General features: G+C 72.2%; 19 protein-coding genes. 6 read left to right on the top strand and 13 right to left on the bottom strand.

The features are described 5' to 3' along the window. Positions 1–199 precede the first annotated feature (199 nt). The 3 genes from rplT to infC form a co-directional block, all read right to left on the bottom strand. The gene (gene rplT, locus Q2K21_RS23440) at positions 200–583 is read right to left on the bottom strand and encodes a 50S ribosomal protein L20 (protein WP_055492778.1); all 384 of its coding nucleotides are present in this window, start codon (positions 581–583) and stop codon (positions 200–202) included. 109 nt (positions 584–692) lie between these two features. Then, positions 693–887, bottom strand: a complete 195-nt coding sequence (rpmI, locus tag Q2K21_RS23445) for a 50S ribosomal protein L35 (protein ID WP_004933563.1) — start codon at positions 885–887, stop codon at positions 693–695. Between the two features lie 186 nt (positions 888–1073). Then, positions 1074–1811: a translation initiation factor IF-3 gene (gene infC / locus Q2K21_RS23450; protein ID WP_310774808.1), complete on the bottom strand. Its 738-nt coding sequence runs from the start codon at positions 1809–1811 to the stop codon at positions 1074–1076. A 306-nt stretch (positions 1812–2117) separates the two neighbouring features. On the opposite strand from infC, the gene Q2K21_RS23455 reads away from it, so the two are divergent. Beyond that, positions 2118–2513 (top strand): DUF1844 domain-containing protein, encoded by a 396-nt coding sequence (locus Q2K21_RS23455; RefSeq protein WP_310774809.1) that lies wholly within the window; start codon positions 2118–2120, stop codon positions 2511–2513. 1 nt (position 2514) lies between these two features. Here Q2K21_RS23455 and Q2K21_RS23460 read toward each other — a convergent pair whose 3' ends face one another. Continuing rightward, complete coding sequence (locus Q2K21_RS23460) at positions 2515–3246, bottom strand: SseB family protein (protein ID WP_310774810.1); 732 nt, start codon at positions 3244–3246, stop codon at positions 2515–2517. Positions 3247–3396: 150 nt separating this feature from the next. Between Q2K21_RS23460 and Q2K21_RS23465 the strand changes: the two genes are divergently transcribed. Next, positions 3397–4383, top strand: a complete 987-nt coding sequence (locus Q2K21_RS23465; RefSeq protein ID WP_310774811.1) for a serine hydrolase — start codon at positions 3397–3399, stop codon at positions 4381–4383. 253 nt (positions 4384–4636) lie between these two features. On the opposite strand, the gene mycP is transcribed toward Q2K21_RS23465, so the two are convergent. Both mycP and Q2K21_RS23475 read right to left on the bottom strand, forming a co-directional pair. Next, the gene (gene mycP, locus Q2K21_RS23470; protein WP_310774812.1) at positions 4637–5815 is read right to left on the bottom strand and encodes a type VII secretion-associated serine protease mycosin; all 1179 of its coding nucleotides are present in this window, start codon (positions 5813–5815) and stop codon (positions 4637–4639) included. Then, on the bottom strand, positions 5812–6990 hold the full coding sequence (locus Q2K21_RS23475; RefSeq protein ID WP_310774813.1) for a hypothetical protein: 1179 nt from the start codon (positions 6988–6990) through the stop codon (positions 5812–5814). Before Q2K21_RS23475 ends, mycP begins: the two co-directional genes overlap by 4 nt. Positions 6991–7970: 980 nt before the next feature. Between Q2K21_RS23475 and Q2K21_RS23480 the strand changes: the two genes are divergently transcribed. Then, positions 7971–9173 (top strand): amino acid deaminase/aldolase, encoded by a 1203-nt coding sequence (locus tag Q2K21_RS23480; protein ID WP_310774814.1) that lies wholly within the window; start codon positions 7971–7973, stop codon positions 9171–9173. A 93-nt stretch (positions 9174–9266) separates the two neighbouring features. On the opposite strand, the gene Q2K21_RS23485 is transcribed toward Q2K21_RS23480, so the two are convergent. The 4 genes from Q2K21_RS23485 to Q2K21_RS23500 are packed head-to-tail and all read right to left on the bottom strand — an operon-like array spanning position 9267 to position 14157. Beyond that, the gene (locus Q2K21_RS23485; RefSeq protein ID WP_310774815.1) at positions 9267–10550 is read right to left on the bottom strand and encodes an HAD family hydrolase; all 1284 of its coding nucleotides are present in this window, start codon (positions 10548–10550) and stop codon (positions 9267–9269) included. Between the two features lie 57 nt (positions 10551–10607). Beyond that, complete coding sequence (locus Q2K21_RS23490) at positions 10608–11399, bottom strand: 3-oxoacyl-ACP reductase (protein WP_310774816.1); 792 nt, start codon at positions 11397–11399, stop codon at positions 10608–10610. Further along, on the bottom strand, positions 11396–12775 hold the full coding sequence (locus tag Q2K21_RS23495) for an aldehyde dehydrogenase family protein (RefSeq protein WP_310774817.1): 1380 nt from the start codon (positions 12773–12775) through the stop codon (positions 11396–11398). Before Q2K21_RS23495 ends, Q2K21_RS23490 begins: the two co-directional genes overlap by 4 nt. Positions 12776–12786: 11 nt before the next feature. Next, entirely contained in the window at positions 12787–14157 is a 1371-nt protein-coding gene (locus tag Q2K21_RS23500; RefSeq protein ID WP_310774818.1) for a glutamine synthetase family protein, read from the bottom strand. A gap of 75 nt (positions 14158–14232) precedes the next feature. Here Q2K21_RS23500 and Q2K21_RS23505 point away from each other — a divergent pair, with 75 nt between their 5' ends. Further along, a complete protein-coding gene (locus Q2K21_RS23505; protein WP_310774819.1) occupies positions 14233–15039 on the top strand; it encodes a FadR/GntR family transcriptional regulator in 807 nt (268 codons plus the stop codon). A gap of 51 nt (positions 15040–15090) precedes the next feature. Further along, complete coding sequence (locus tag Q2K21_RS23510; RefSeq protein WP_310774820.1) at positions 15091–15792, top strand: gamma-glutamyl-gamma-aminobutyrate hydrolase family protein; 702 nt, start codon at positions 15091–15093, stop codon at positions 15790–15792. Positions 15793–16051: 259 nt separating this feature from the next. Here the strand turns inward: Q2K21_RS23510 and Q2K21_RS23515 are convergent, their stop codons facing one another. Next, entirely contained in the window at positions 16052–16975 is a 924-nt protein-coding gene (locus tag Q2K21_RS23515; protein ID WP_310774821.1) for a LysR family transcriptional regulator, read from the bottom strand. A gap of 70 nt (positions 16976–17045) precedes the next feature. Between Q2K21_RS23515 and Q2K21_RS23520 the strand changes: the two genes are divergently transcribed. Further along, complete coding sequence (locus Q2K21_RS23520) at positions 17046–18167, top strand: TDT family transporter (RefSeq protein WP_310774822.1); 1122 nt, start codon at positions 17046–17048, stop codon at positions 18165–18167. Positions 18168–18386: 219 nt separating this feature from the next. On the opposite strand, the gene Q2K21_RS23525 is transcribed toward Q2K21_RS23520, so the two are convergent. Next, on the bottom strand, positions 18387–19106 hold the full coding sequence (locus Q2K21_RS23525; protein WP_310774823.1) for a helical backbone metal receptor: 720 nt from the start codon (positions 19104–19106) through the stop codon (positions 18387–18389). Positions 19107–19220: 114 nt separating this feature from the next. Continuing rightward, complete coding sequence (locus tag Q2K21_RS23530; RefSeq protein ID WP_310774824.1) at positions 19221–19796, bottom strand: helix-turn-helix domain-containing protein; 576 nt, start codon at positions 19794–19796, stop codon at positions 19221–19223. Positions 19797–20400 lie beyond the last annotated feature (604 nt).

Below are 20400 nucleotides of genomic sequence, written 5' to 3' on the forward strand. Positions count from 1 at the left end.
CAGTGGGGGAGGTGCCGAACTGCCAAGTACGACGCGCAGTGTGTGCTGCGGTGCCGCACGGGGGTTTCGCCAACCGGCGCCGGCGCGGCCGCAGCTACGGCAGCTACGGCAGCTACGGCAGCTACGCAGACGCAACCGGACCCGCAGGCGTTCGTAAGCCTGCGGGTCCGTTGTAGTCCGGCTCAAGCCAGCGCTGGCGTCACGCCGCCTTCGGCGCGTTCACGTCCGCCGGCAGCGCCTTCTGCGCGACCTCGACGAGCGCGGCGAACGCGCCCGCGTCGTTGACGGCCAGCTCGGCGAGGATCTTGCGGTCGACCTCGACGTTCGCGGCCTTCAGACCCTGGATGAAGCGGTTGTAGGTGATGCCGTTGGCGCGGGCAGCGGCGTTGATGCGCTGGATCCACAGCTGACGGAAGTCGCCCTTGCGCTTCTTGCGGTCGTTGTAGTTGTAGACCAGCGAGTGGGTGACCTGCTCCTTGGCCTTGCGGTACAGGCGCGAACGCTGACCGCGGTAGCCGGAGGCCTGCTCGAGGATCGCCCGGCGCTTCTTGTGGGCGTTGACTGCCCGCTTGACGCGTGCCACTTTTTACTCCTTGTAGCGGGGCCGCGGTGATACTCACGCGGCCCGGAAACGATTGGGTCCCGGTCCAGACGTACGGCGCGGAAAGATCAAACGATCAAGCGCCGCCGTGTCACTTGCCGAGAAGCTTCTTGATCTTCGCGGCGTCGCCCGGGGCCATCTCGGCGTTGCCGGTGAGGCGACGCGTCACGCGGGACGACTTGTGCTCAAGCAGGTGGCGCTTGCCGGCGCGCTCACGGAGCACCTTGCCGGAGCCGGTGACCTTGAAGCGCTTGCTGGCACCGCTGTGCGACTTGTTCTTCGGCATAGCGCCGTTCTCTCCTCGTCGGTGGCACTCCGGTGCCCGGTCACGAAAACCGGGCACGATGGAGCGTCGCTCTTATATCGGTTACATCCTGGGACTGGCGTCCCGGGCTTTCCGGGGTCCGTACGTCCACCCTGCGGTGGTCGTACGTCCGTACGTCCGGCTCCCCCGGGGCTCACGCCCCGGGAATCAGGCCTCGGCGGAAGCCTCGGCCGGGGCCTCGGCAGTCTCGGCGTCGGCAGTCTCGGCGTCGGCAGGGTTCTGCGAGCGGCCGGGGTTGGCCTTCGCTTCCGCCTTGCGGGCTTCCTGCGCCTGTCGGGCCTCGGCCATCGCCTCGGTCTTCTTCTTGTGCGGACCGAGAACCATGATCATGTTCCGGCCGTCCTGCTTCGGGTTCGACTCGACGAAACCGAGGTCCTGGACGTCCTCCGCGAGACGCTGCAGCAGCCGGTAGCCCAGCTCGGGGCGGGACTGCTCGCGACCACGGAACATGATCGTGATCTTGACCTTGTCGCCCTGCTTGAGGAACCGAACGACGTGACCCTTCTTGGTGTCATAGTCGTGCGGGTCGATCTTCGGCCGGAGCTTCATCTCCTTGATGACCGTGTGCGCCTGGTTCTTGCGCGCCTCACGGGCCTTCATGGCCGACTCGTACTTGAACTTCCCGTAGTCCATGAGCTTGCACACGGGCGGACGGGCGTTCGCCGCGACCTCGACCAGGTCCAGGTCGTACTCCTGCGCAAGCTCCAGGGCCTTGGCAAGCGGCACGATGCCGACCTGCTCGCCACTGGGACCGACAAGTCGCACCTCGGGAACGCGAATCCGGTCGTTGATGCGGGGCTCGGCGCTGATGGATCCTCCTCGGTAGCACCATACGGCCGCCTGGCGGACAGCCGCATATGTCTGGTTGACATAGGGACCAACCATCGCGGCGCATGAAAAATGCCCCGGACGGGACACAGGCGGGACTCCGAACCATCCGGAGCACCGCCGCGGTGGACCGCGGGGCGCACATTCGGGCGACTCCACCGTCCGTACGGAACGGTGGTGGCCGCCTGACCGGTGACCCGCCGTCCCGGAGGACGGTCAGGTGGGAGATCGGAGCCTCCACTTGTGGGCCGGTCACGCTGACATATGTCTTGGCGCTCCGGCCGGTCGTCACACAAGGTTAGCAGCTTCGGTCAGCCAGGGCTAATTGAGGCGAACTCTCCTGCGGCGCCTATCGTATGGAGCATGAGTGACACCTCCCCCTCGGAATCCACCGCTGCCGCGGAATCCCCGGCTGACGCCGAGAATCCCGACTTCGACGCCATGACCCGTGACATCGCGGAGGTCCCCGCGGTCGAGGTGATCGTGACGGTCGCCGTCAACCTGATGAGCGCCGCCGCCGTGAAGCTCGGTCTGACCGAGGAGGGCGACAAGTACAAGGACCTGGACGAGGCCCGCAAGCTGGTGCACGCCCTCGCCGGTCTGCTCGACGCGAGCGCGACGGAGATCAGCTCCTTCCACGCGGCTCCGCTGCGCGACGGCCTGAAGTCGCTCCAGCTGGCATTCCGCGAGGCGTCGATCGTCCCGGACGAGCCGGGCCAGGGGCCGGGCGAGAAGTACACCGGCCCGATCTACGGCTAGTTCACCCACGTACGAACAAGGGCTCGCCCGGCGGCGTCGCCCCGGCCGGCAGCACTGCCAGGTCGAGGCCGCGCACCAGGCGGGCCCTCAGCGTTTCGTCGGCGGCCATGTGCTGCGCCACCGCGCGTGCGGTCTCGGCCGGGGACGCGGCGGGGTCCACGACGATCGCCAGGATGCCGTCGGCCTGTCCCGGGCCGAGGTAGGCGCGCACAACGGCCGGCTCGGCGGCCACAGCGGCCCGTACCGCGCCGGTCACGGCCGGGTCGGCGAGCGGATCGGTCGTCGTGCGGCCCTCCGCGAGTGCCAGCAGCGCCGGGCCCGTCAGCTCGAACGGCACCGGCCCGGACATGTCCAGCACGATCGTGTCGGCCTTCTCGTGCACCGCGGCCTGCAGGGCCTGGTGCAGGGGGACGGCGACGGGGCGGGCCGCGGGGTCCCACCGGGCCAGCGAGTCGGTGGACGTGAAGGCGGGAAGGGCGGTACGGCCGCCGGCCTTCAGGGTCGGCACGGCCATCTCGCTGGTCTTCTCGCGGCGCAACCCGTTCTCGTCCTCCTCGACCTCCCCCAGGATCGCGACGACGGGGACAAGGAGCCGCGCCCCCTTCAGCGCCTCCAGGACGGGCCCCACGGCGGTGCGGTCCTCGGCCCAGGCGGCGAGCGCCGCACTCAGCCGGGGGTCGGCGCGGCCGTCGTCGTCGGAGAAGAGGGAGTCGGGAATGTTCTTGTTCGCCACGGTCACCGACCCTATCGGTGGGTCTCTGCTGCGCTTGTGCCGACCCCGAAACGCGACGGTCACCGGTCTCACGGGTTTTTCAGGTTTCCCTGACGCGCATCTAACTTTGGTCTGACGGCACGCACAGCACCGGCCCCGAGCATCGCGGGCATGGAGTCCCACAGAGCCCACCGTCGCCGCCGCGCCTTCTCCTCCCGACGCCGCCCCCTTCTCTGTACGGTGCTGGCGTCGGCCGTCATCGTCGGCGGTACGGCCGCCGGGACCGCGTATGTGAAGGCGCAGGCGCACGCCGACGCGGGCGCCGTATCGTCGCCGTCGTCGGCGCCACCTTCGGCGTCGGCATCGGCATCGGTGGGCCTGGAGGCATCGGTGGAACCTGTGGCGGAGCCCTCGGTGGACCGGGACGCGCTGCTGGAGAAGGCCATGAAGTCGGTGACCGTCGAGGACGGCGCCGACGTGGCCGTGGCGGTTCTCGACGTGGACTCCGGTGAAAGTGCCACGTACGGCGACGGTGCGTTCGACACGGCGAGCATCGTGAAGGTCGACATCCTGGCGGCGCTGCTGCTCCAGGCGCAGGACGCGAACCGGCGGCTGACCGCACAGGAGAAGACGTACGCCACCGCGATGATCGAGAACAGCGACAACGCGTCCGCGTCGGCGCTGTGGACCGCGATCGGGCAGGCGGACGGCCTCGACAGCGCGAACAAGCGTTTCGGCCTGACGGACACCGTGGGCGGCGACGGCGCGCTGTGGGGACTGACGCAGACCACGGCGGCCGACCAACTCACCCTTCTTCAGCAGGCGTTCGGGGACGACTCCAAGCTGAGCAAGGCCTCGCGGACGTATCTACAGGGGCTCATGGGCGATATCGCCGAGGACCAGCACTGGGGTGTGTCGGCGGTCGCGGACGGCTCGCGGTGGGCGCTGAAGAACGGCTGGCTGCCGCGCAGTACGACCGGGCTGTGGGACATCAACAGCATCGGGCGGGTCACCACCGACGGCCATGACTATCTGGTGGTGACGCTGTCGAAGGGCAACTCCACGAAGGTGAAGGGGATTTCACTCGTGGAAGCGGCCGCACGGGCGGCGGTGTCGGCGTTCGAGGACGCCGACGGCTCGGCGAAGCCTGCGAGCTAGTGCCCCGGCAGGCAACGTTTGCCCGTCAAGGAGCGGCGTCCGGTGCGTGCTCTGGGGGTACCCCCTGCTCGTAGAGCTTGGGGGAGTGCCGGACGGAAGCCCTCGTACTGGATGTACTTGGGCTTTCGGCCGGTGCGGCGAGTGGGGGTCCCCCCTGCTCGAAGAGCTTGGGGGAGCGTGCCGGGCGTCGCGACAGGGCGAACGTTGCCTGTTGGGGCACTAGGTCCTGTCCGTCCTCCCCGGCGCCGCCTCCTCAGGAGCTGTGGAAGCGCGACCTGTTGCGGCCCCGCCACAGCATCACCGACGCCACCAGCAGCACTCCGCCCACGCCGCCCACGAGCGGGCCCACCCAGTCGGGCGAGTTCGTCTCGTCGTCGGCCGTGTCGGGGCCGCTGCCGAAGTACTTCTTGCCGTACGCCGCCGCGTGCGGATCTTCCGGCCGGAGTTTCGCGGCCGCCTTGATGGCAGCCGCGGGGTCGACGAAACCGAAGCCGCGGGAGTCGTCGCGGCCACCGCTGGGGGCGTCGCGGGCCGTCTTCTCCAGGAGCTGCTTGATCTGGGCCGGGGACAGGCCCGGATGCGCCGCCTTGATCAGGGCGACGGCTCCCGAGACGAACGCGGACGCCGCGCTGGTGCCCCAGCCCTCGTAGTACTTGCGGTCCGGGTTGACGATGACGACGCCGTCGCCGGGCGCGCTGACGGTGGCGTACCAGCGGCGGGTGGAGAAGGAGGCACGGTTGCCGTCGCTGTCGACGGCGGTCGCGGCGATGACGCCCGGGTAGGCGGCCGGGTACGAGATGTGGTCGCCCTTCTCGCCGCCGTTGCCGGCGGAGGCGACGACGACGGCGCCCTTCTTCAGGGCGTACTGCACCGCCTCGTCCTCGGCCGCTTCGGGGTGCGCGGAGTTGGAGTCGTCACCGAGGGAGAGGTTGATGACGTCGGCGCCCTGGTCGGCGGCCCAGCGGATGCCCTCGGCAAGGGCGTTGCCGCGGGTGTTGCGGGCCTTCGTACGGGCCGGGTCGTCGTCCTCCAGGATGACGCGTACGGGGAGGATCTTCGCCTCGGGGGCGATGCCCATGACGCCGTCGGCGTTGCCGATGCCGTGCCCGTGACCGGCGATGATGCCGGCCATGGCGGTGCCGTGCCCGGCCCACGTGCTGTCGCCCCGCTGGGCGCCGAAGCCGACCAGGTCGTTGCCGTCGAGGACGTTGCCGGCCAGGTCGGGGTGGGTGGCGTCGACGCCCGTGTCGAGGACGGCGACGGTGACGCCCTTGCCCTTGGTGGTCTGCCAGGCCTCCTGGGTGTGCATGGCGTCGAGGGCCCACTCCTGGGCACGTATCCCGTCAGCGTGCGCGACGGTGGAGGGCAGCAGGGCGAGGGAGCCGGCAAGGAGCAGGGGGACGAGGCGGGCGCCGGTCCTACGGGCGCTCATGAGGGCTTCTCCGTGGCCGAGGTGACGGTTTTACGGAGGGCCGCTTCGATGCGGTCGGTGAGACCCACCGCCTCGTTGCCGAGACCCGCCTGGGCGGGGGCCGTGGTGGCGCCGGTCTTCATGGCGTCCGCCGCGGACTGTGCTTCGGTGACCGTGCGGCCGTCGGCGAAACCGGAGACGCCGTAGACGACGACGGGGACGTTCGTGAGGACCGAGATCGTCCAGGAGGCGCGCTGAGCGTCACCGAAGCGCGCGGCGACGGTGTCCTTCGCGGCGTACGGACGGGGCATCAGGTCGGTGCGCCGGTCGAGGCCCTCTTTCTTGAAGCGGCTGCTCAGGGCCGTCATGGCGGCGGCGTCGGCCCGGGTGAACAGCAGGCCGACGGTGGTGACATGGCTGCGGGTCGCGTCCGTGTAGGTGGCGCGCAAAAGCCGTAGGCAGCCGGCGGGGGCGAGGGCCTTGCTCAGGAGGGGGTCGAAGGCGTCCTTGCAGCCGGTGTCGGGGGCGACGGCGACGCGGGTCCAGGTGCGGTCGGCGCCGCCGGGGCCCGCGCCGGGTCCGTAGACGGTGGGCGGGAAGAGCTGGTCGACGGGCACGCTGTGCCACAGGCTCCCGGTCACGTCGTACGCGCCCTGCGCCCCGTCTCCCGAGCCGCCCCCGGTGAGCCAGCTTCCGGTCGCGGCACCGCCGATGAGTCCGAGCCCGAGGACCAGGCAGGCGGCGGCCACGGTGGTCCGGGGCCGTATCCGCGCGCCGAAGGTCCGCGGGTGCGCGGTGGCGACGTCGCGTGTGTCGGGCTGGGCGAAGGTGACGAAGGGACGGGCGGACGCGGCGGGCAGGTCGCCTTCGCTCTGGGGGCGCAGGCGCGCGGTCGTCTCCACGATGCCGTCGGCGGGCACGGGGGCCGCCTCAGGGGTGGGCGCGGGCACGCCGGGGGCCGGCGGCGCGTCCGGGAAGCGGGCGGAGGCCGCCGGCGGGGGCGGGGCGGCGGACTCGGCGTTCCGGTCGAGACGGAGGTTGGGGAAGCGGGGGGACTCGGGCGAGCGCCGTGCCGGTGCGTCGCGGTCACCGCCGGATGCCGGTGGCGTCGACTCACCGGAAGCGCCGCCGGTCCCCTGGGAGCCGGACGAACCGAGCCGGAACGGCCGCGCGGCCGCGCCCGACTGCCCGGACACATCCGAGGAACCGTTCACTCCGAGCCGCGCGGAAGAACCGGCCGCACCCGACCCGGCGGACCCGCCCGCCACCCCCGAGCGGACCGACGGGCCGTTCGCGCCGGGACCACCGGGACGGTCCGGCAACGTGTTCGCCGCGGGCGACGGCGGTTGCTCGGGGCGGAGCGGAGCCGTGGCCGAGGAGGTGTGGGGGGCGGGCGTCTGCCGAGCCGTCGGCACGCTGCGCGGTGGCCCACTGGGCCGAGGCGGCACGGCGGACCGGGCGGAGGCGTCCGGCAGGGGCGCGTTACGCGTCGTGGGCGGGATACCAGGGCGCGGCGGAACCACTCCGGCACCACCGAAGCCGCCGGGGCGAGGCGATGGGGCAGTGGGCCGCGAAAGACCGTTCGGCAACGCCGAGTTCCCCGTCCCGGGCAGGCTCCCAGAGCGCGGCCCAGGTCGAGACGCAGGCGCGGCAGGCCGCGAAAAATCGCCCGGCGGCGTCGTGTTACCCGTCGTGGGCGGTTGGCCGGGGCGGGGCGGGAGCGTCCCGGTGGTGTCGTTGCGGGGCCCTGTCCGGGGTGGGTCCTGCGGGGCGGGAGGTGTGCGGTCCGACTCCGGGGATCGTCCGCCCGGCGGGGTCGACGGGCGGGGCGGGTTCGTGGGGCGCGGAGGGATGGAGGCGCGACGCGCTTCCGTGCTCATGCACCCCCCGTTTCGTTGTGGCCGGGCCGCCCCGGTGCCTGCCCGGGGTGTTCGACCGCCCGCGGAGAGCGGTCAGTACGCGTGGTGCGGAACGCGCCGCCCCATCCCGGGCAGACATACCCGCGCAGGCCGGCGCCCATCCCAGGCGTACGCGCCCGGGCGGAGCCGCTGCTTCCCCGCGTGCGCGTCACTCTACGGGTTGAACCGCCTCGAACGGGAACCAGTCCGCGGCGCCGGGGCATTCCGCCCGGATCGTCCCCCTACCCTGCGGTAATCACATCTGGCAGGCTTTGATCATGACTGTTCGCGCAGCAGACCGGGCCCGCTACGACCGGGCCACCGCTCATCTCGACGCCCCCGTCGCGATCGTGGACCTGGAGGCATTCGACGCGAACGCCGACGACCTTCTGCGCCGGGCCGGCGGCAAGCCGATCCGCGTCGCCAGCAAGTCCGTTCGCTGCCGTGCCCTGCTCGAACGCGTCCTGGCCCGGGACGGTTTCGCGGGCATCATGTCCTTCACCCTCGCCGAGTCCCTGTGGCTCGCCCGGTCCGGTTTCGACGACGTCCTGCTCGCCTACCCGTCGGCCGACCGGCAGGGTTACGCCGAGCTGACCGGCGACCCCAAGCTCGCCGCCACCGTCACCGTGATGATCGACGACCCGGCCCAGCTGCGCCTGATCGACGACGCCCGCCGGGGCGGCACCGAAGAGGTGCGCGTCTGCCTGGAGTTGGACACCTCACTGAAGCTGCTCGGCGGACGCGTCCGCGTCGGCGCGCGCCGCTCGCCGCTGCACTCCCCCGCCCAGCTCGGCGACCTGGCCCGCGTGGTGGCGCGCACGCCCGGTTTCCGGCTGGTGGGGATCATGGGGTACGAGGGCCACATAGCCGGTGTGGGGGACGCGGTGGCCGGGCGTCCGATGCGGTCGCGGGCCATCCGGCTGATGCAGGCCACCGCGCGCAAGGAACTCGCCCAGCGGCGCGCCGAAGCGGTGCGTGCCGTCCGGGCCGTGGTGCCCGACCTGGAGTTCGTCAACGGCGGCGGCACGGGCAGCGTGCAGTCCACGGCCGCCGAGGACGCGGTGACCGAGATCGCGGCGGGCTCGGGGCTGTACGTGCCGCGGCTGTTCGACAACTACACCTCGTTCCACGGGCGTCCGGCCGCGCTGTTCGCCCAGCCGGTCGTGCGCAGGCCCGGTGTCGGGGTGGTGACGGTGCTGGGTGGCGGCTATCCGGCGTCGGGCGCCGCGGGCCGTGACCGGCTGCCCGTCCCGTATCTGCCCGAGGGGCTGAAGTACGACGTCCAGGAGGGCCCCGGCGAGGTACAGACGCCGCTGCTGGGCGCGGCCGCCGATGACCTCCTCATCGGCGACAAGGTGTGGTTCCGGCACGCGAAGGCGGGCGAGCTGTGCGAACGGTTCGACACGCTGCATCTGATCGAGGGCGACAGGGTCACGGCGTCCGTGCCGACGTACCGCGGTGAGGGGCGCACCTTCCTCTGACGCAAGCGGCCCCGTTCCGCTGCCCACCCGGGGCCGCTCGCGACCGGCTCAGTACACCGCCAGTACACCCTGTCCTTCAGTACACCCTGTCCTTCAGTACACCGCGTCCTTCTGGTCGGGCACCACCGAACCGTCCTCCCGCACGACCGGCCCCCGGCTGCCGTCCGGCTCGTTGTACGCGGTCGTCGAGCACGGGTACGGGTCCAGCCGTCGCGGCAGCGGCTCGATGAACATGGGTTCGACCAGCCAGCGCCCGTCGGCGTCGTCGTCCGCGCGGCACATCAGTTCGCTCTTGTTCCGGTTGATCACCAGGTGGGCGCCGGTGGCGTCGCCGACGAAGGTGACGTCGGTGTCGGCGTCGCCCGCCGCGAGCGCGGGCCGGTGCGCGGGATCCTGCTTGCGCCAGGCCGCGGCGCCCCGGACACCGTAGATCTCCTGGTTGATCCAGCACCGCTTGCCGTCGATGTACGGGATGACCCCGCCCCGGGTCGCGGGGACGCCACCGCAGCCCTCGTTCCGGGTGGTGATGCGGCCGCGCTCGTCGAGGACCGAACGGATCGCGAGGGTGTGCGCGGCGTCGATGCCGACGCCGCGCGACCACACCTCCGTGACGGGCTCCGCACCCGCCGACACGACGTAGACGTCGAATCCCGCCTTCCGGAGCGTACGGATCAGGTCGCGCTGCTGCGAGTAGTAGCGGACATAGGCGGGGACGGTGTGGGTGCCCAGGGTCCGGGTCGCGCCGATGGGCGCCGCGAGGGCCTCCGCGCGGGCCCGGCGGGCGTACGAGGACAGTTCGGCGACCGTGTGGCCCGCGAAGAGCTGGGGCACCCAGGCGTACTGCGGGACGGTACGCCGGTGGTCCCAGGCACCGGCGAAGGCGGTGGCGCCGCTCGTCGTCGTACCGTTCTCGCGGATCTCGACGATCTCGTCCGTGCAACGGGCGCGGGTGGAGGTCCTCAGGGGCGCGCCCACGGGTACGTCCGTCCGGCAGGCCCGCGTCAGGGCCCTGTCGGCGGCGTCCGTGAGCCACGCACTGGTGTCCTTCCAGCGGGCCGGACGCAGGATCCTGTCGTGCCGCAGGGCCCACCCGAGTGTGGCGTCGGTGACGTCGTTCCTGGTCACCGTGTTGTCCCAGTCGAAGACGGCGACCGGGGCGCTCCCGGCGTTTCGGGCACAGGTGCCGCGCTCGTCGATCACCTGTTGGAGGCGGGCGCGGTGGTCGCCGCGCCAGGTTCCGGACAGGCGGGGGCAGTCGGGGCGGCCGGTCGCACCCGACGAGGTGATCGCATCCGACGAGGTGATCGCATCCGACGAGGTGATCGCGGCCGCCAGGGCGGCGGCCGCGACCAGGGCCCACACGAGAAGGTGTCGCATGGGACGTGGACCGTACACCTTCACCCACTCAAAAGGGGTGATTCACCCCTTCATCCCCTAAAGGGGCGTGACGTACGCGCCCGAGATCCCGCCGTCCACCAGGAAGTCGGTGGCGTTCACGAAGGAGGAGTCGTCGCTGGCGAGGAACGCGACCGCCGCGGCGATCTCCTCGGCCTGCGCGAACCGCCCGACCGGGATGTGGACCAGTCGGCGCGCGGCCCTCTCGGGGTCCTTCGCGAACAGCTCTTGCAGGAGCGGGGTGTTGACCGGCCCGGGGCACAGGGCGTTGACCCGGATGCCCTCGCGCGCGAACTGCACCCCCAGCTCACGGGACATGGCGAGCACACCGCCCTTGGAGGCCGTGTACGAGATCTGCGAGGTGGCCGCGCCCATCCGGGCCACGAACGACGCCGTGTTGATGATGGAGCCCTTGCCCTGGCGCCGCATGTAGGGGATCGCGGCCTTGCAGCACAGGTAGACGGAGGTGAGGTTGACCTCCTGGACCCGCTTCCAGGCCTCCAGGCCGGTCTCCAGGATGGAGTCGTCGTCGGGCGGCGAGATACCCGCGTTGTTGAACGCGATGTCGACGGAGCCGTAGGTGTCGTACGCGGCCTTGAACAGTGCCTCGACCTGTTCGGCGTCGGTGACGTCGACCTTCACGAACAGCCCGCCGACCTCCTCGGCGGCCGCCTTGCCGCGCGTCTCGTCGACGTCGCCGCAGACGACGTGGGCGCCCTCGGCGGCGAGTCGGCGCGCGGTGGCGAGCCCGATGCCGCTGCCGGCTCCGGTGATGACGGCGGTACGGCCGACGAGCCGGCGGCAGACGATGTCTTCGCTGGTTGCGGTCACTGTGCGGGGCCCTCCGTGCTGATGAAGACGTTCTTGGTCTCGGTGAAGGCGGTCAGGGCGTCCGGGCCGAGTTCACGGCCGATCCCCGACTGCTTGAAGCCGCCGAAGGGGGTCCAGTAGCGGACGCTGGAGTGGGAGTTGACGGACAGGTTGCCCGCGCGGACCGCCTGGGAGACGCGCAGCGCGCGGCCGACGTCCCTCGTCCAGATGGAGCCGGACAGTCCGTAGTTCGTGTCGTTGGCGAGGCGGATCGCGTCGGCCTCGTCCTCGAAGGGCAGGACGACGGCGACCGGGCCGAAGACCTCCTCGACGGCCACGCGCGCGTGCGGGTCGACATCGGTGAGGACGGTGGGCGGGAACCAGAAGCCGGGGCCTTCGGGGGCCTTGCCGCGGATGCCGGGCGCGTCGGCTGCGACGTACGAACGGACGCGCTCCAGCTGGACCTTGGAGATCAGCGGGCCCATCTGGGTCTTCTCGTCCGCCGGGTCGCCGACGAGGACCGACTCGACGGCGGGGGCGAGGAGGTCGAGGAAGCGGTCGTAGGCGGAGCGCTGGACGAGGATGCGGGTGCGGGCGCAGCAGTCCTGGCCGGAGTTGTCGAGGAAGGACATGGGGGCGGCGGCCGCGGCGGCGTCGAGGTCGGCATCGGCGAAGACGATGTTGGGGCTCTTGCCGCCGAGTTCGAGGGTGACGCGCTTGAGGAGCGCGGAGCCCTTCGCCAGCACCTGTTTGCCCACGGCCGTCGACCCGGTGAAGACGATCTTCGCCACGCCCGGGTGCTCGACCAGCGCGTCGCCCGCGACAGGGCCGTGGCCGGGCAGCACCTGGAACAGCCCCTCCGGCAGCCCGGCCGCCAGGGCCAGCTCGGCCAGACGCAGAGCCGTGAGCGGGGTCGTTTCGGCGGGCTTCAGGATGACCGCGTTGCCGGCCGCGAGCGCCGGGGCCGTGCCCCACGCGGCGATCGGCATCGGGAAGTTCCAGGGTGCGATGACACCGACGACACCGAGCGGTTCGAGGATCGTGACGTCCAGGCCGCCCGGGACGGGGATCTGGCGGCCGGTGAGCCGCTCCACTCCCCCGGCCGCGTAGTCGAGCAGGTCGCGGACGTTGCCCGCCTCCCAGCGGGCGTTGCCGACCGTGTGTCCCGCCTCGCGGACCTCCAACCGGGCAAGCGCTTCGAGGTGTTCGTCGACGGTCACGGCGAACCGGCGCAGCAGCCGGGCGCGGTCGCCCGGCGCCAGGGCTGCCCATCGGGCCTGTGCCCGCGCCGCCCGTACGACGGCCGCGTCGACGTCCTCGGCGGTGGCGGCCGGGACGGTGGCGACGACCTCCTCGGTGGCCGGATTGAGTACGTGCAGATCGAGCTCGTTCGACAAGGAAGAACCTCTCACATGCGTTCGAAGGAGCGGCGTAGCTCCCAGTCGGTCACCGCGGCATCGAAAGCGGCCAGCTCGACGCGGGCCATGTTGCGGTAGTGCGCGACCACCTCGTCGCCGAAGGCGGCCTTGGCGATGGCGCTGTTCTCCCAGAGCTCGGCGGCCTCGCGCAGGGTGGTGGGCACGTGCTCGTACTCGGCGGTGTACGCGTTCCCGGGGCACGGCTCGGGAAGCTCCAGCTTCTGCTCGATGCCGTGGAGCCCGGCCGCGACCATGGCGGCGACCGCGAGGTGCGGGTTGACGTCACCGCCGGGCACCCGGTTCTCGAAGCGCAGCGAGCGGCCGTGGCCGACGACCCTGAGGGCACAGGTGCGGTTGTCGTACCCCCAGGCGACCGCGGTCGGGGCGAAGGAGCCGGGCTGGAACCGCTTGTAGGAGTTGATGCCCGGCGCGTAGAGGAGCGAGAAGTCGCGCAGGGCGGCGAGCTGACCGGCGAGGAAGTGCCGCATGGTCTCGGACATCCCGCCGGGGTCGCCGGCCGAACCGGCCATGACGTTGTGGCCGTGCTCGTCCGCGAGCGAGAGGTGGATGTGACAGGAGTTGCCCTCGCGCTCGTTGTACTTGGCCATGAAGGTGAGCGAGACGCCCTCCTGGGCCGCGATCTCCTTGGCGCCGGTCTTGTAGATCGCGTGCTGGTCACAGGTGACCAGCGCCTCGTCGTACCGGAACGCGATCTCGTGCTGGCCGGGGTTGCACTCGCCCTTGGCGGACTCGACGGTGAGGCCCGCGCCCGCCATCTCGTTGCGGATACGGCGCAGGAGCGGCTCGATCCGCCCGGTGCCCAGCACCGAGTAGTCGATGTTGTACTGGTTGGCCGGGGTCAGCCCGCGGTAGTTCGCGTCCCAGGCCTGCTCGTAGGTGTCCTTGAAGACGATGAACTCCAGCTCGGTGCCGGCCTGGGCGGTGTGTCCGAGGGCGGCTAGGCGGTCGAGCTGCCGGCGGAGGATCTGGCGGGGCGCGGCGACCACGGGCGAGCCGTCGTTCCAGGCGAGGTCGGCGATGACCATCGCCGTACCCTCGTTCCAGGGCACCCGGCGCAGTGTGCTCAGGTCCGGGTGGAGGGCGAAGTCGCCGTAGCCGCGGTCCCAGGAGGACATGTCGTAGCCGTCGACCGTGTTCATCTCGGTGTCCACGGCGAGGAGGTAGTTGCAGCCCTCCGTGCCGTGCTCCAGGACCTCGTCGAGGAAGAAGCGCGCGGCGAACCGCTTGCCCTGAAGGCGCCCTTGCATGTCGGGGAAGGCCAGGACGACAGTGTCGATCTCGCCGCCCGCGACGAGGACGTGCAGCTCCTCGACGCCGAGCGGGGGTGTGCGGTGTGCCACGGAAGGTCTCCTTCGGTCCGCCGAGAGTCATAAGGTATTTGCGAGAACCTTTGCTTGGGAAGGGGGCGCGGCCAGATGTCGCAGGCGGAACCCGACGGCGGCACGGGCGGCCCGCAGGACCGGTCGACACAGGACCGCTCGGCACAGGACTGGCCGACACAGGACCGGTCGGCACAGGACCGGCTGACACCGGTGCTGCGACCGGTGCGGGCCGGCAACGGCTTCGAGGAGGCGCTGGAGCAGATCCTCCAGGTCGTCCGCCTCGGCCTGGTGCCGGGCGGCGAACGGCTGCCCGCGGAGCGGGAGCTGGCGGAGCGGCTGGGAATCAGCCGGGTGACGCTGCGCGAGGTGCTGAAGGTGCTCCAGGACCAAGGCCTGGTGGAATCGCGGCGCGGGCGCTACGGCGGCACGTTCGTGCGGCCGCGCGTCGACGCGGGCGGCGAGGACGAGCTGCGCCGGCGCGTCGAGAAGGTCGACATCGAGGACGTGCTGCGCTTCCGCGAGGTGCTGGAGGTGGGCGCGGCGGGCCTGTGCGCGACGCACGGCCTCACGGCGGAGCAGGCGGCACGGCTGCGGGAGGCACTGGCGCGCACGCAGGACGCGCCGCTCACGGAGTACCGGCGCCTGGACACCCTGCTGCACCTCACGCTGGCCGAACTCTGCGGGTCGCCCTCGCTGACCGCGCAGTACGCGGCCGTACGGGCGACGGTGAACGACCTGCTGGACTGCATCCCCTTGCTGGTGCGCAACCTGGAGCACTCCCAGCGGCAGCACGAGGCGCTGGTGGAGGCGGTGCTCGACGGGGACGTGGACGGCGCGCGGGAGATGATGCGCGAGCACTGCGCGGGGACGGCGGCGCTGCTGCGGGGGTTCCTGGCGTAAGCACTCCCACAAAGGTATGAATACGTTCCATTGAACCCGGGGAGGCATCGCGTGACCGCACGACCGCTGATCGGTGTGAGTACGTATCTGGAGGCCGGAGCGCGCTGGGGCGTCTGGGAGCTGGACGCGGCGCTGCTGCCGGCGGGCTACCCGCGGCTCGTGCAGCGAGCCGGCGGGCTCGCCGCGATGCTGCCGCCCGACGACCCGGAGCACGCGGCGGTGACGGTCGCCCGGCTGGACGGCCTGGTGATCGCGGGCGGCCCGGACGTCGACCCGTCCCGCTACGGCGCGGAGCGATCGGCGCGCACCGGGCCGCCCGCGCCCGAGCGGGACGCCTGGGAACTCGCCCTGATCGAGGCAGCGTTGGCGTCCGGGACGCCGCTGCTCGGCATCTGCCGCGGGATGCAACTGCTGAACGTCGCGCTCGGCGGCACGCTCGTGCAGCACATCACCGGGCACGCGGAGGTCCTCGGAGTCTTCGGCCGCCACCCGGTCAAGCCGGTGCCCGGCACGCTGTACGGGGCTGCCGTCCCGGAGGAGACCTCGGTACCGGCCTACCACCACCAGGCCGTGGACCGCCTCGGCGAGGGTCTCGTCGCGTCTGCATACGCGGCGGACGGCACGGTGGAGGCGGTGGAGCTGCCGGGTGCCGCTTGGGTGCTGGGCGTGCAGTGGCATCCGGAGATGGGCGAGGACGTACGGGTGATGAGGGCGCTGGTGCGAGCCGCGTCCGCCGGCCGGACGCGCCGCTAGGTTCCGCCGCCCTTCCGTCGTCCTTCCCCGTGGGCCGCCCGGCGGGCGCCGCAGCGACGTGGGGACACGGTTCGGCAGCGCCCCAAAGGGGCGCGGGGCTGGGACATTGTGCGGCTCCGCCGCGATGGCGGTCCCCCCTGTTCATGGGGGTCCCCCCTGCTCGAGCGAAGCCGAGAGCTTGGGGGAGAAGCCGAGAACTTGGGGGAACGACCAGCCACGACGTACCCGCAGGTGGCATACCGGACTGCCGGCGCAGCGCTCAGCCCCGCGTCAGCCCCAGCAGATCCCGCCCCGGTCCCGTCGGCCGGTGGCCCGTGCGCCACACCGCTCGCAGCACCCGGTCAAGGCGTACGCCGTCGACGGGGACGCTCACCAGGCGACGGGCCGACAGTTCCTCTCCCACGGCCAGTTCGCTCAGGACCGCCGGGCCCGCGCCGCTGACCGCCGAGGACTTGACCGCCGTCGTCGAGGACAGTTCGAGCAGGGGGCGGGCCAGGCCGCCCAGGGCAGTGTCCAGGACCTGGCGGGTACCCGAGCCCTCCTCCCGCAGGATCAGTGGCGTCGACGCCAGTTCCCGCGCGGAGAGCGGCGTGCGGCGGCGGGCCCAGGGGTGCCCCGGTGCCGTGACCACGATCAGTCGGTCGTGCGCGACGACCGCCGCCTCCAGGCCCGCCGGCACGGACAGCCCCTCCACGAACCCCAGGTCCGCCTCGTCCGCGAGCAGACGCTCGGCGACCGCCGCCGAGTTCCCGGCCAGCAGCGACACCGCTGTGTCGGGCCGCTGCGCGCGCAGCGCGATCAGCCAGCCGGGCAGCAGGTACTCGGCGATGGTCATGCTCGCGGCCACCCGCAGCCGTGAGTCCCGTCGGCCCCTGAGCGCCTGCGCCCCCGCGTCGAACGCCTCCGCGGCCTCCACGATCCGCCGCGCCCAGTCGGTGACCAGCGCCCCGGCGTCGGTCAGCCGCGAACCCCGCGGCGAACGGTCCACCAGCGCCACGCCCAGCTGCCGCTCCATCGACCGGATCCGGCTGCTCGCCGCCGGCTGGGTGATCCCCAGCTCCCGCGCGGCCCGCCCCAGGCTGCCCAGCCGAGCCACCGCGAGCAGCAGCTCCAGCGCCCCCAGGTCCGGCACCCGGTGCGCGAGGCCGACCACCGGGAGCACCGCCTCATCACCCACACTCATAAACACAGCTTATGCCCCCATAGAGACATGGTCCCTGGTGAGGAGGGCGTCGTGGCGAAACCCTGCACACATGGTCATCGCAGCCCAGCCCCTCGCTCTCCCCGCCCACCACCGGCCGGCCGCCGCCGTCCGGCACCTCGGTCCGAACTGGTACGCCTGCGTGATGGGCACCGCGATCGTGGCGACGGCGGGCGCCGGGCTGCCGCGCGCCGCGCACGTGCCGGGGCTGCGGACCGCCTGCGCCGCCGTCTGGGCGCTCTCGGCGGCCCTGCTCGTGACCCTCCTCGGCGCCCGCGCCCTGCACTGGCTCCACCACCGCGACCAGGCCCGAGCCCACCTCCTCGACCCGGCCGTCGCCCCGTTCTACGGCTGCCTCGCCATGGCCCTGCTGGCCGTCGGCGGCGGTGCCCTGGTGATCGGCCGGGACTGGATCGGGGCGGGCCCGGCCGTCGCCCTGGACGCCGTGCTCTTCACCGCCGGTACGGTCGTCGGGCTCGTCACCGCGGTGGCCGTCCCGTATCTGATGGTCGTCCGGCACCGCATCGAACCGGGCCGGGCCACCCCTGTGTGGCTGTTGCCCCTGGTCGCCCCCATGGTCTCCGCGGTCCTGGCTCCGCCGCTGGTCCCGCACCTGCCCGCCGGTCAGCCCAGGGAGACCCTGCTGCTCGCGGCCTTCGCGATGTTCGGGCTCAGTCTGCTGGCCACGCTCGTGATGCTGCCGCTGATCCTCGCCCGGCTGATCACCGCGGGCCCGCTGCCGCTCGCCCTGACGCCGACCCTCTTCCTGGTCCTCGGCCCGTTGGGCCAGTCCGCCACCGCCGTCGGCAATATCGCGGACGTGGCGCCGGGCACCGTCCCGGCCCCCTACGACGAGGGCTTCGCCGTCCTCTCCGTGCTCTACGGCGTCCCGGTGATGGGCTTCGCGCTGCTGTGGCTGGGCCTGGCCGCCGCACTGGTGGTGCGCGCCCTGCGGCGGGGCATGGGCTTCACCATGACCTGGTGGGCGTTCACTTTCCCGGTGGGCACCTGTGTCACCGGCACGGAGTCGCTGGCCCGGCACACCGGGCTCGCCACCCTCGACGCGCTCGCGATCGCCCTGTACACGCTGCTCCTCGCCGCCTGGGCCCTCGCCGCCGTCCGCACCGGCCGGGGAGTCATCAGCGGAGAACTGCTCGCAGCACCTCGCCAATGACGCGTCACCGGTCCGACACATCGGACTCGACAGGCCCGCGATCGGGGCCCGTGCGTGCCGCTCGCCGCCGCCGTCCGCACCGACCGGGAGTCTCAAGCGAAGAACCGCTCGCAGCACCCCGCCGATGACGAGTCACCGGCCTGGCACACCAGGCTCCGCGGGCCCGCGATCGGCCCGTATGTGCCGCTCGCCGCCGCCGTCCGAACCGGCCGGGAATCGTCAGCGGAGAACTGCTCGCAGCGCCTCACCGACGACGTGCGGCGCCTCGGCCAAAGACGGCCCGTACCAGGTCAGATGACGCCCGCTGACCAGTGCGCACGGCGTCCCCTCGAACGCCTCCGGGCCGTCCTCGGCCGTGAAGCGGTAGGGCTCGTCGGGCAGCACGACGAGGTCGGGGGCAGCGGCCCGCAGCTCGTCCAGGGGGATCCGCGGATAGCGTTCCGGGTGCGCGGCGTGGACGTGGTCCACGCCGAGCCGGGCCAGGACGTCCCCGGCGAAGGTGTCCCGGCCCAGCACCATCCAGGGCCGGCGCCAGACAGGCACGACGGCGGTCGTACGGCGCTCGGGCACCGGCAGCCTCGACCATGCGGCCCGGGCCTCGACCAGCCAGCGCGGCCGGGCGGGGGCCCCGCACGCGGCCAGGACCCGCTCCAGCTCGCGGAAGGCCTGGGGCACGTCCCGGACCTCGGTGACCAGCACCTTGAGGCCCGCCTCCCGCAGGGCCGCGAGATCCGGCTCCCGGTTCTCCTCCTCGTTGGCGAGCACCAGGTCGGGGGCGAGCCGGACGATCCGTTCGACCTTCGGGTTCTTGGTGCCGCCGATCCGGACGACGTCGAGGCGTGCCGGATGGCTGCACCAGTCGGTCGCGCCGACCAGCGCGCCCGGCGCGGACAGGGCCACGGTCTCGGTCAGCGACGGGACGAGCGAGACGACCCTCATCACGGCCACCGGCCGGCGCATTCGGAGGCATCAGGCATACCGGTCAGTATTCCAGCGCGGCACCTGAACGGCTTCCCCCTGGCAGAGGCGGCCCACCCGGCGCCCTGGGTACGGTCAGCGCCGGCCGGAGGGGTCCTCGACCGCCTCGATGTGGTCGGCGACCGCGACGACGATCACGCGGGTGTCCGGCACGGTCGCCCGCCAGCGATGGCGCACTCCCCCGCTCAGATACAGCGTGTCACCCCGTCCGAGCCGGTGCGCCCGGCCCTCCGCCTCCACCTCGACACCGCCGTCGACGACGTACATCACCTCGTCGTTGCGATGCTGGAATTCGCGTCCCTCGTCGTGGTCCCCGATGAACTCCATCGCGTGCAACTGGTGATGACCGCGCACCAAGGGGCGCACCCGCGCCTGCCCCGGCGGGACTCCCTCGTCGTCGGCCCGCAGGACGTCCACGCTGCACGCCGGGTCGGCCGCCGCGAGCAGTTCGACGGCGGTGGTGCCCAGGGCGTCGGCGATCCGCTCCAGGGAGGGCCTGCTGGGGCGCGCCCGCTCGTTCTCGACCTGGCTCAGGAAGGGGACCGACAGGCCGCTGCGCTCGGCCACGACGGCGAGGGTGAGCTCCAGTGCCCGGCGCCGCCGCCGGACGGCCGCGCCCACCCGAAGGGGCTGTTCTTTGTGGTCGCCCATCGCTCCGGCTCCCTCCCTCGCTCGTCGGTCCGCTGCTCTGTCCGTCGGATGCGCCGCCGCTGCCCGATGGCTCATCGGTGTACTGCTTCTGTTGAGTTGTCTGCACCCTACGCATGTTCGGCAAACCGTTTCATGCGCCCGTCACATCGGTGTCACATACAAGGGTGGTGAGCGTTACAGTTCGCGCCAGTGGACGAGCCGTGCCGCCTCCCCGCGCGCGCCGCCCTGGCAGCGGAGGAAAAGGCCTGGCCAGAGACCCGGGGCGACCGTCGAGGCGGCCGCGATGCGGCGAGGGGCCGCGCGGCCCGAAGGGGCGTGAACGGTGAGTCGGGCGGTGCCACCGGGCACGGAGGTGACGCCCGCGGCACCTCCGGAGCAGCACGACAAGGCCCGGGGGCACCGAATCGGCGTTCGGCGCCCCCGGGCGGCAGGGCGTGGGTACGGCATGGTCGCGGACCGGATGCGGTTGTCCGGATCCTTCTCGTACGCCAGTACGTAGTGCGGTCCGCCGGCGGGTCACCGCGGAGTCATCCGCTCCACGGTTCCCCGGCGCTCACCTCACCCTGAAGTTCCTTGCCGACCCGGCGAGTTGCCGCTACCGGAC

The sequence above is a fragment of the Streptomyces sp. CGMCC 4.7035 genome, from assembly GCF_031583065.1.
GTDB lineage: Bacteria > Actinomycetota > Actinomycetes > Streptomycetales > Streptomycetaceae > Streptomyces > Streptomyces yaanensis.

Bases quoted from the DNA above. Each gene is read 5' to 3' on its own strand.
- infC (WP_310774808.1), bottom strand. From the start codon at position 1,811: ATGGTTGGTCCCTATGTCAACCAGACATATGCGGCTGTCCGCCAGGCG.
- rpmI (WP_004933563.1), bottom strand. From the start codon at position 887: ATGCCGAAGAACAAGTCGCACAGCGGTGCCAGCAAGCGCTTCAAGGTC.
- mycP (WP_310774812.1), bottom strand. From the start codon at position 5,815: ATGAGCGCCCGTAGGACCGGCGCCCGCCTCGTCCCCCTGCTCCTTGCC.
- Q2K21_RS23520 (WP_310774822.1), top strand. From the start codon at position 17,046: ATGGTCATCGCAGCCCAGCCCCTCGCTCTCCCCGCCCACCACCGGCCG.
- Q2K21_RS23530 (WP_310774824.1), bottom strand. From the start codon at position 19,796: ATGGGCGACCACAAAGAACAGCCCCTTCGGGTGGGCGCGGCCGTCCGG.
- Q2K21_RS23525 (WP_310774823.1), bottom strand. From the start codon at position 19,106: ATGAGGGTCGTCTCGCTCGTCCCGTCGCTGACCGAGACCGTGGCCCTG.
- Q2K21_RS23485 (WP_310774815.1), bottom strand. From the start codon at position 10,550: ATGCGACACCTTCTCGTGTGGGCCCTGGTCGCGGCCGCCGCCCTGGCG.
- Q2K21_RS23480 (WP_310774814.1), top strand. From the start codon at position 7,971: ATGACTGTTCGCGCAGCAGACCGGGCCCGCTACGACCGGGCCACCGCT.
- Q2K21_RS23455 (WP_310774809.1), top strand. From the start codon at position 2,118: ATGAGTGACACCTCCCCCTCGGAATCCACCGCTGCCGCGGAATCCCCG.
- Q2K21_RS23505 (WP_310774819.1), top strand. From the start codon at position 14,233: ATGTCGCAGGCGGAACCCGACGGCGGCACGGGCGGCCCGCAGGACCGG.
- Q2K21_RS23515 (WP_310774821.1), bottom strand. From the start codon at position 16,975: ATGAGTGTGGGTGATGAGGCGGTGCTCCCGGTGGTCGGCCTCGCGCAC.
- Q2K21_RS23465 (WP_310774811.1), top strand. From the start codon at position 3,397: ATGGAGTCCCACAGAGCCCACCGTCGCCGCCGCGCCTTCTCCTCCCGA.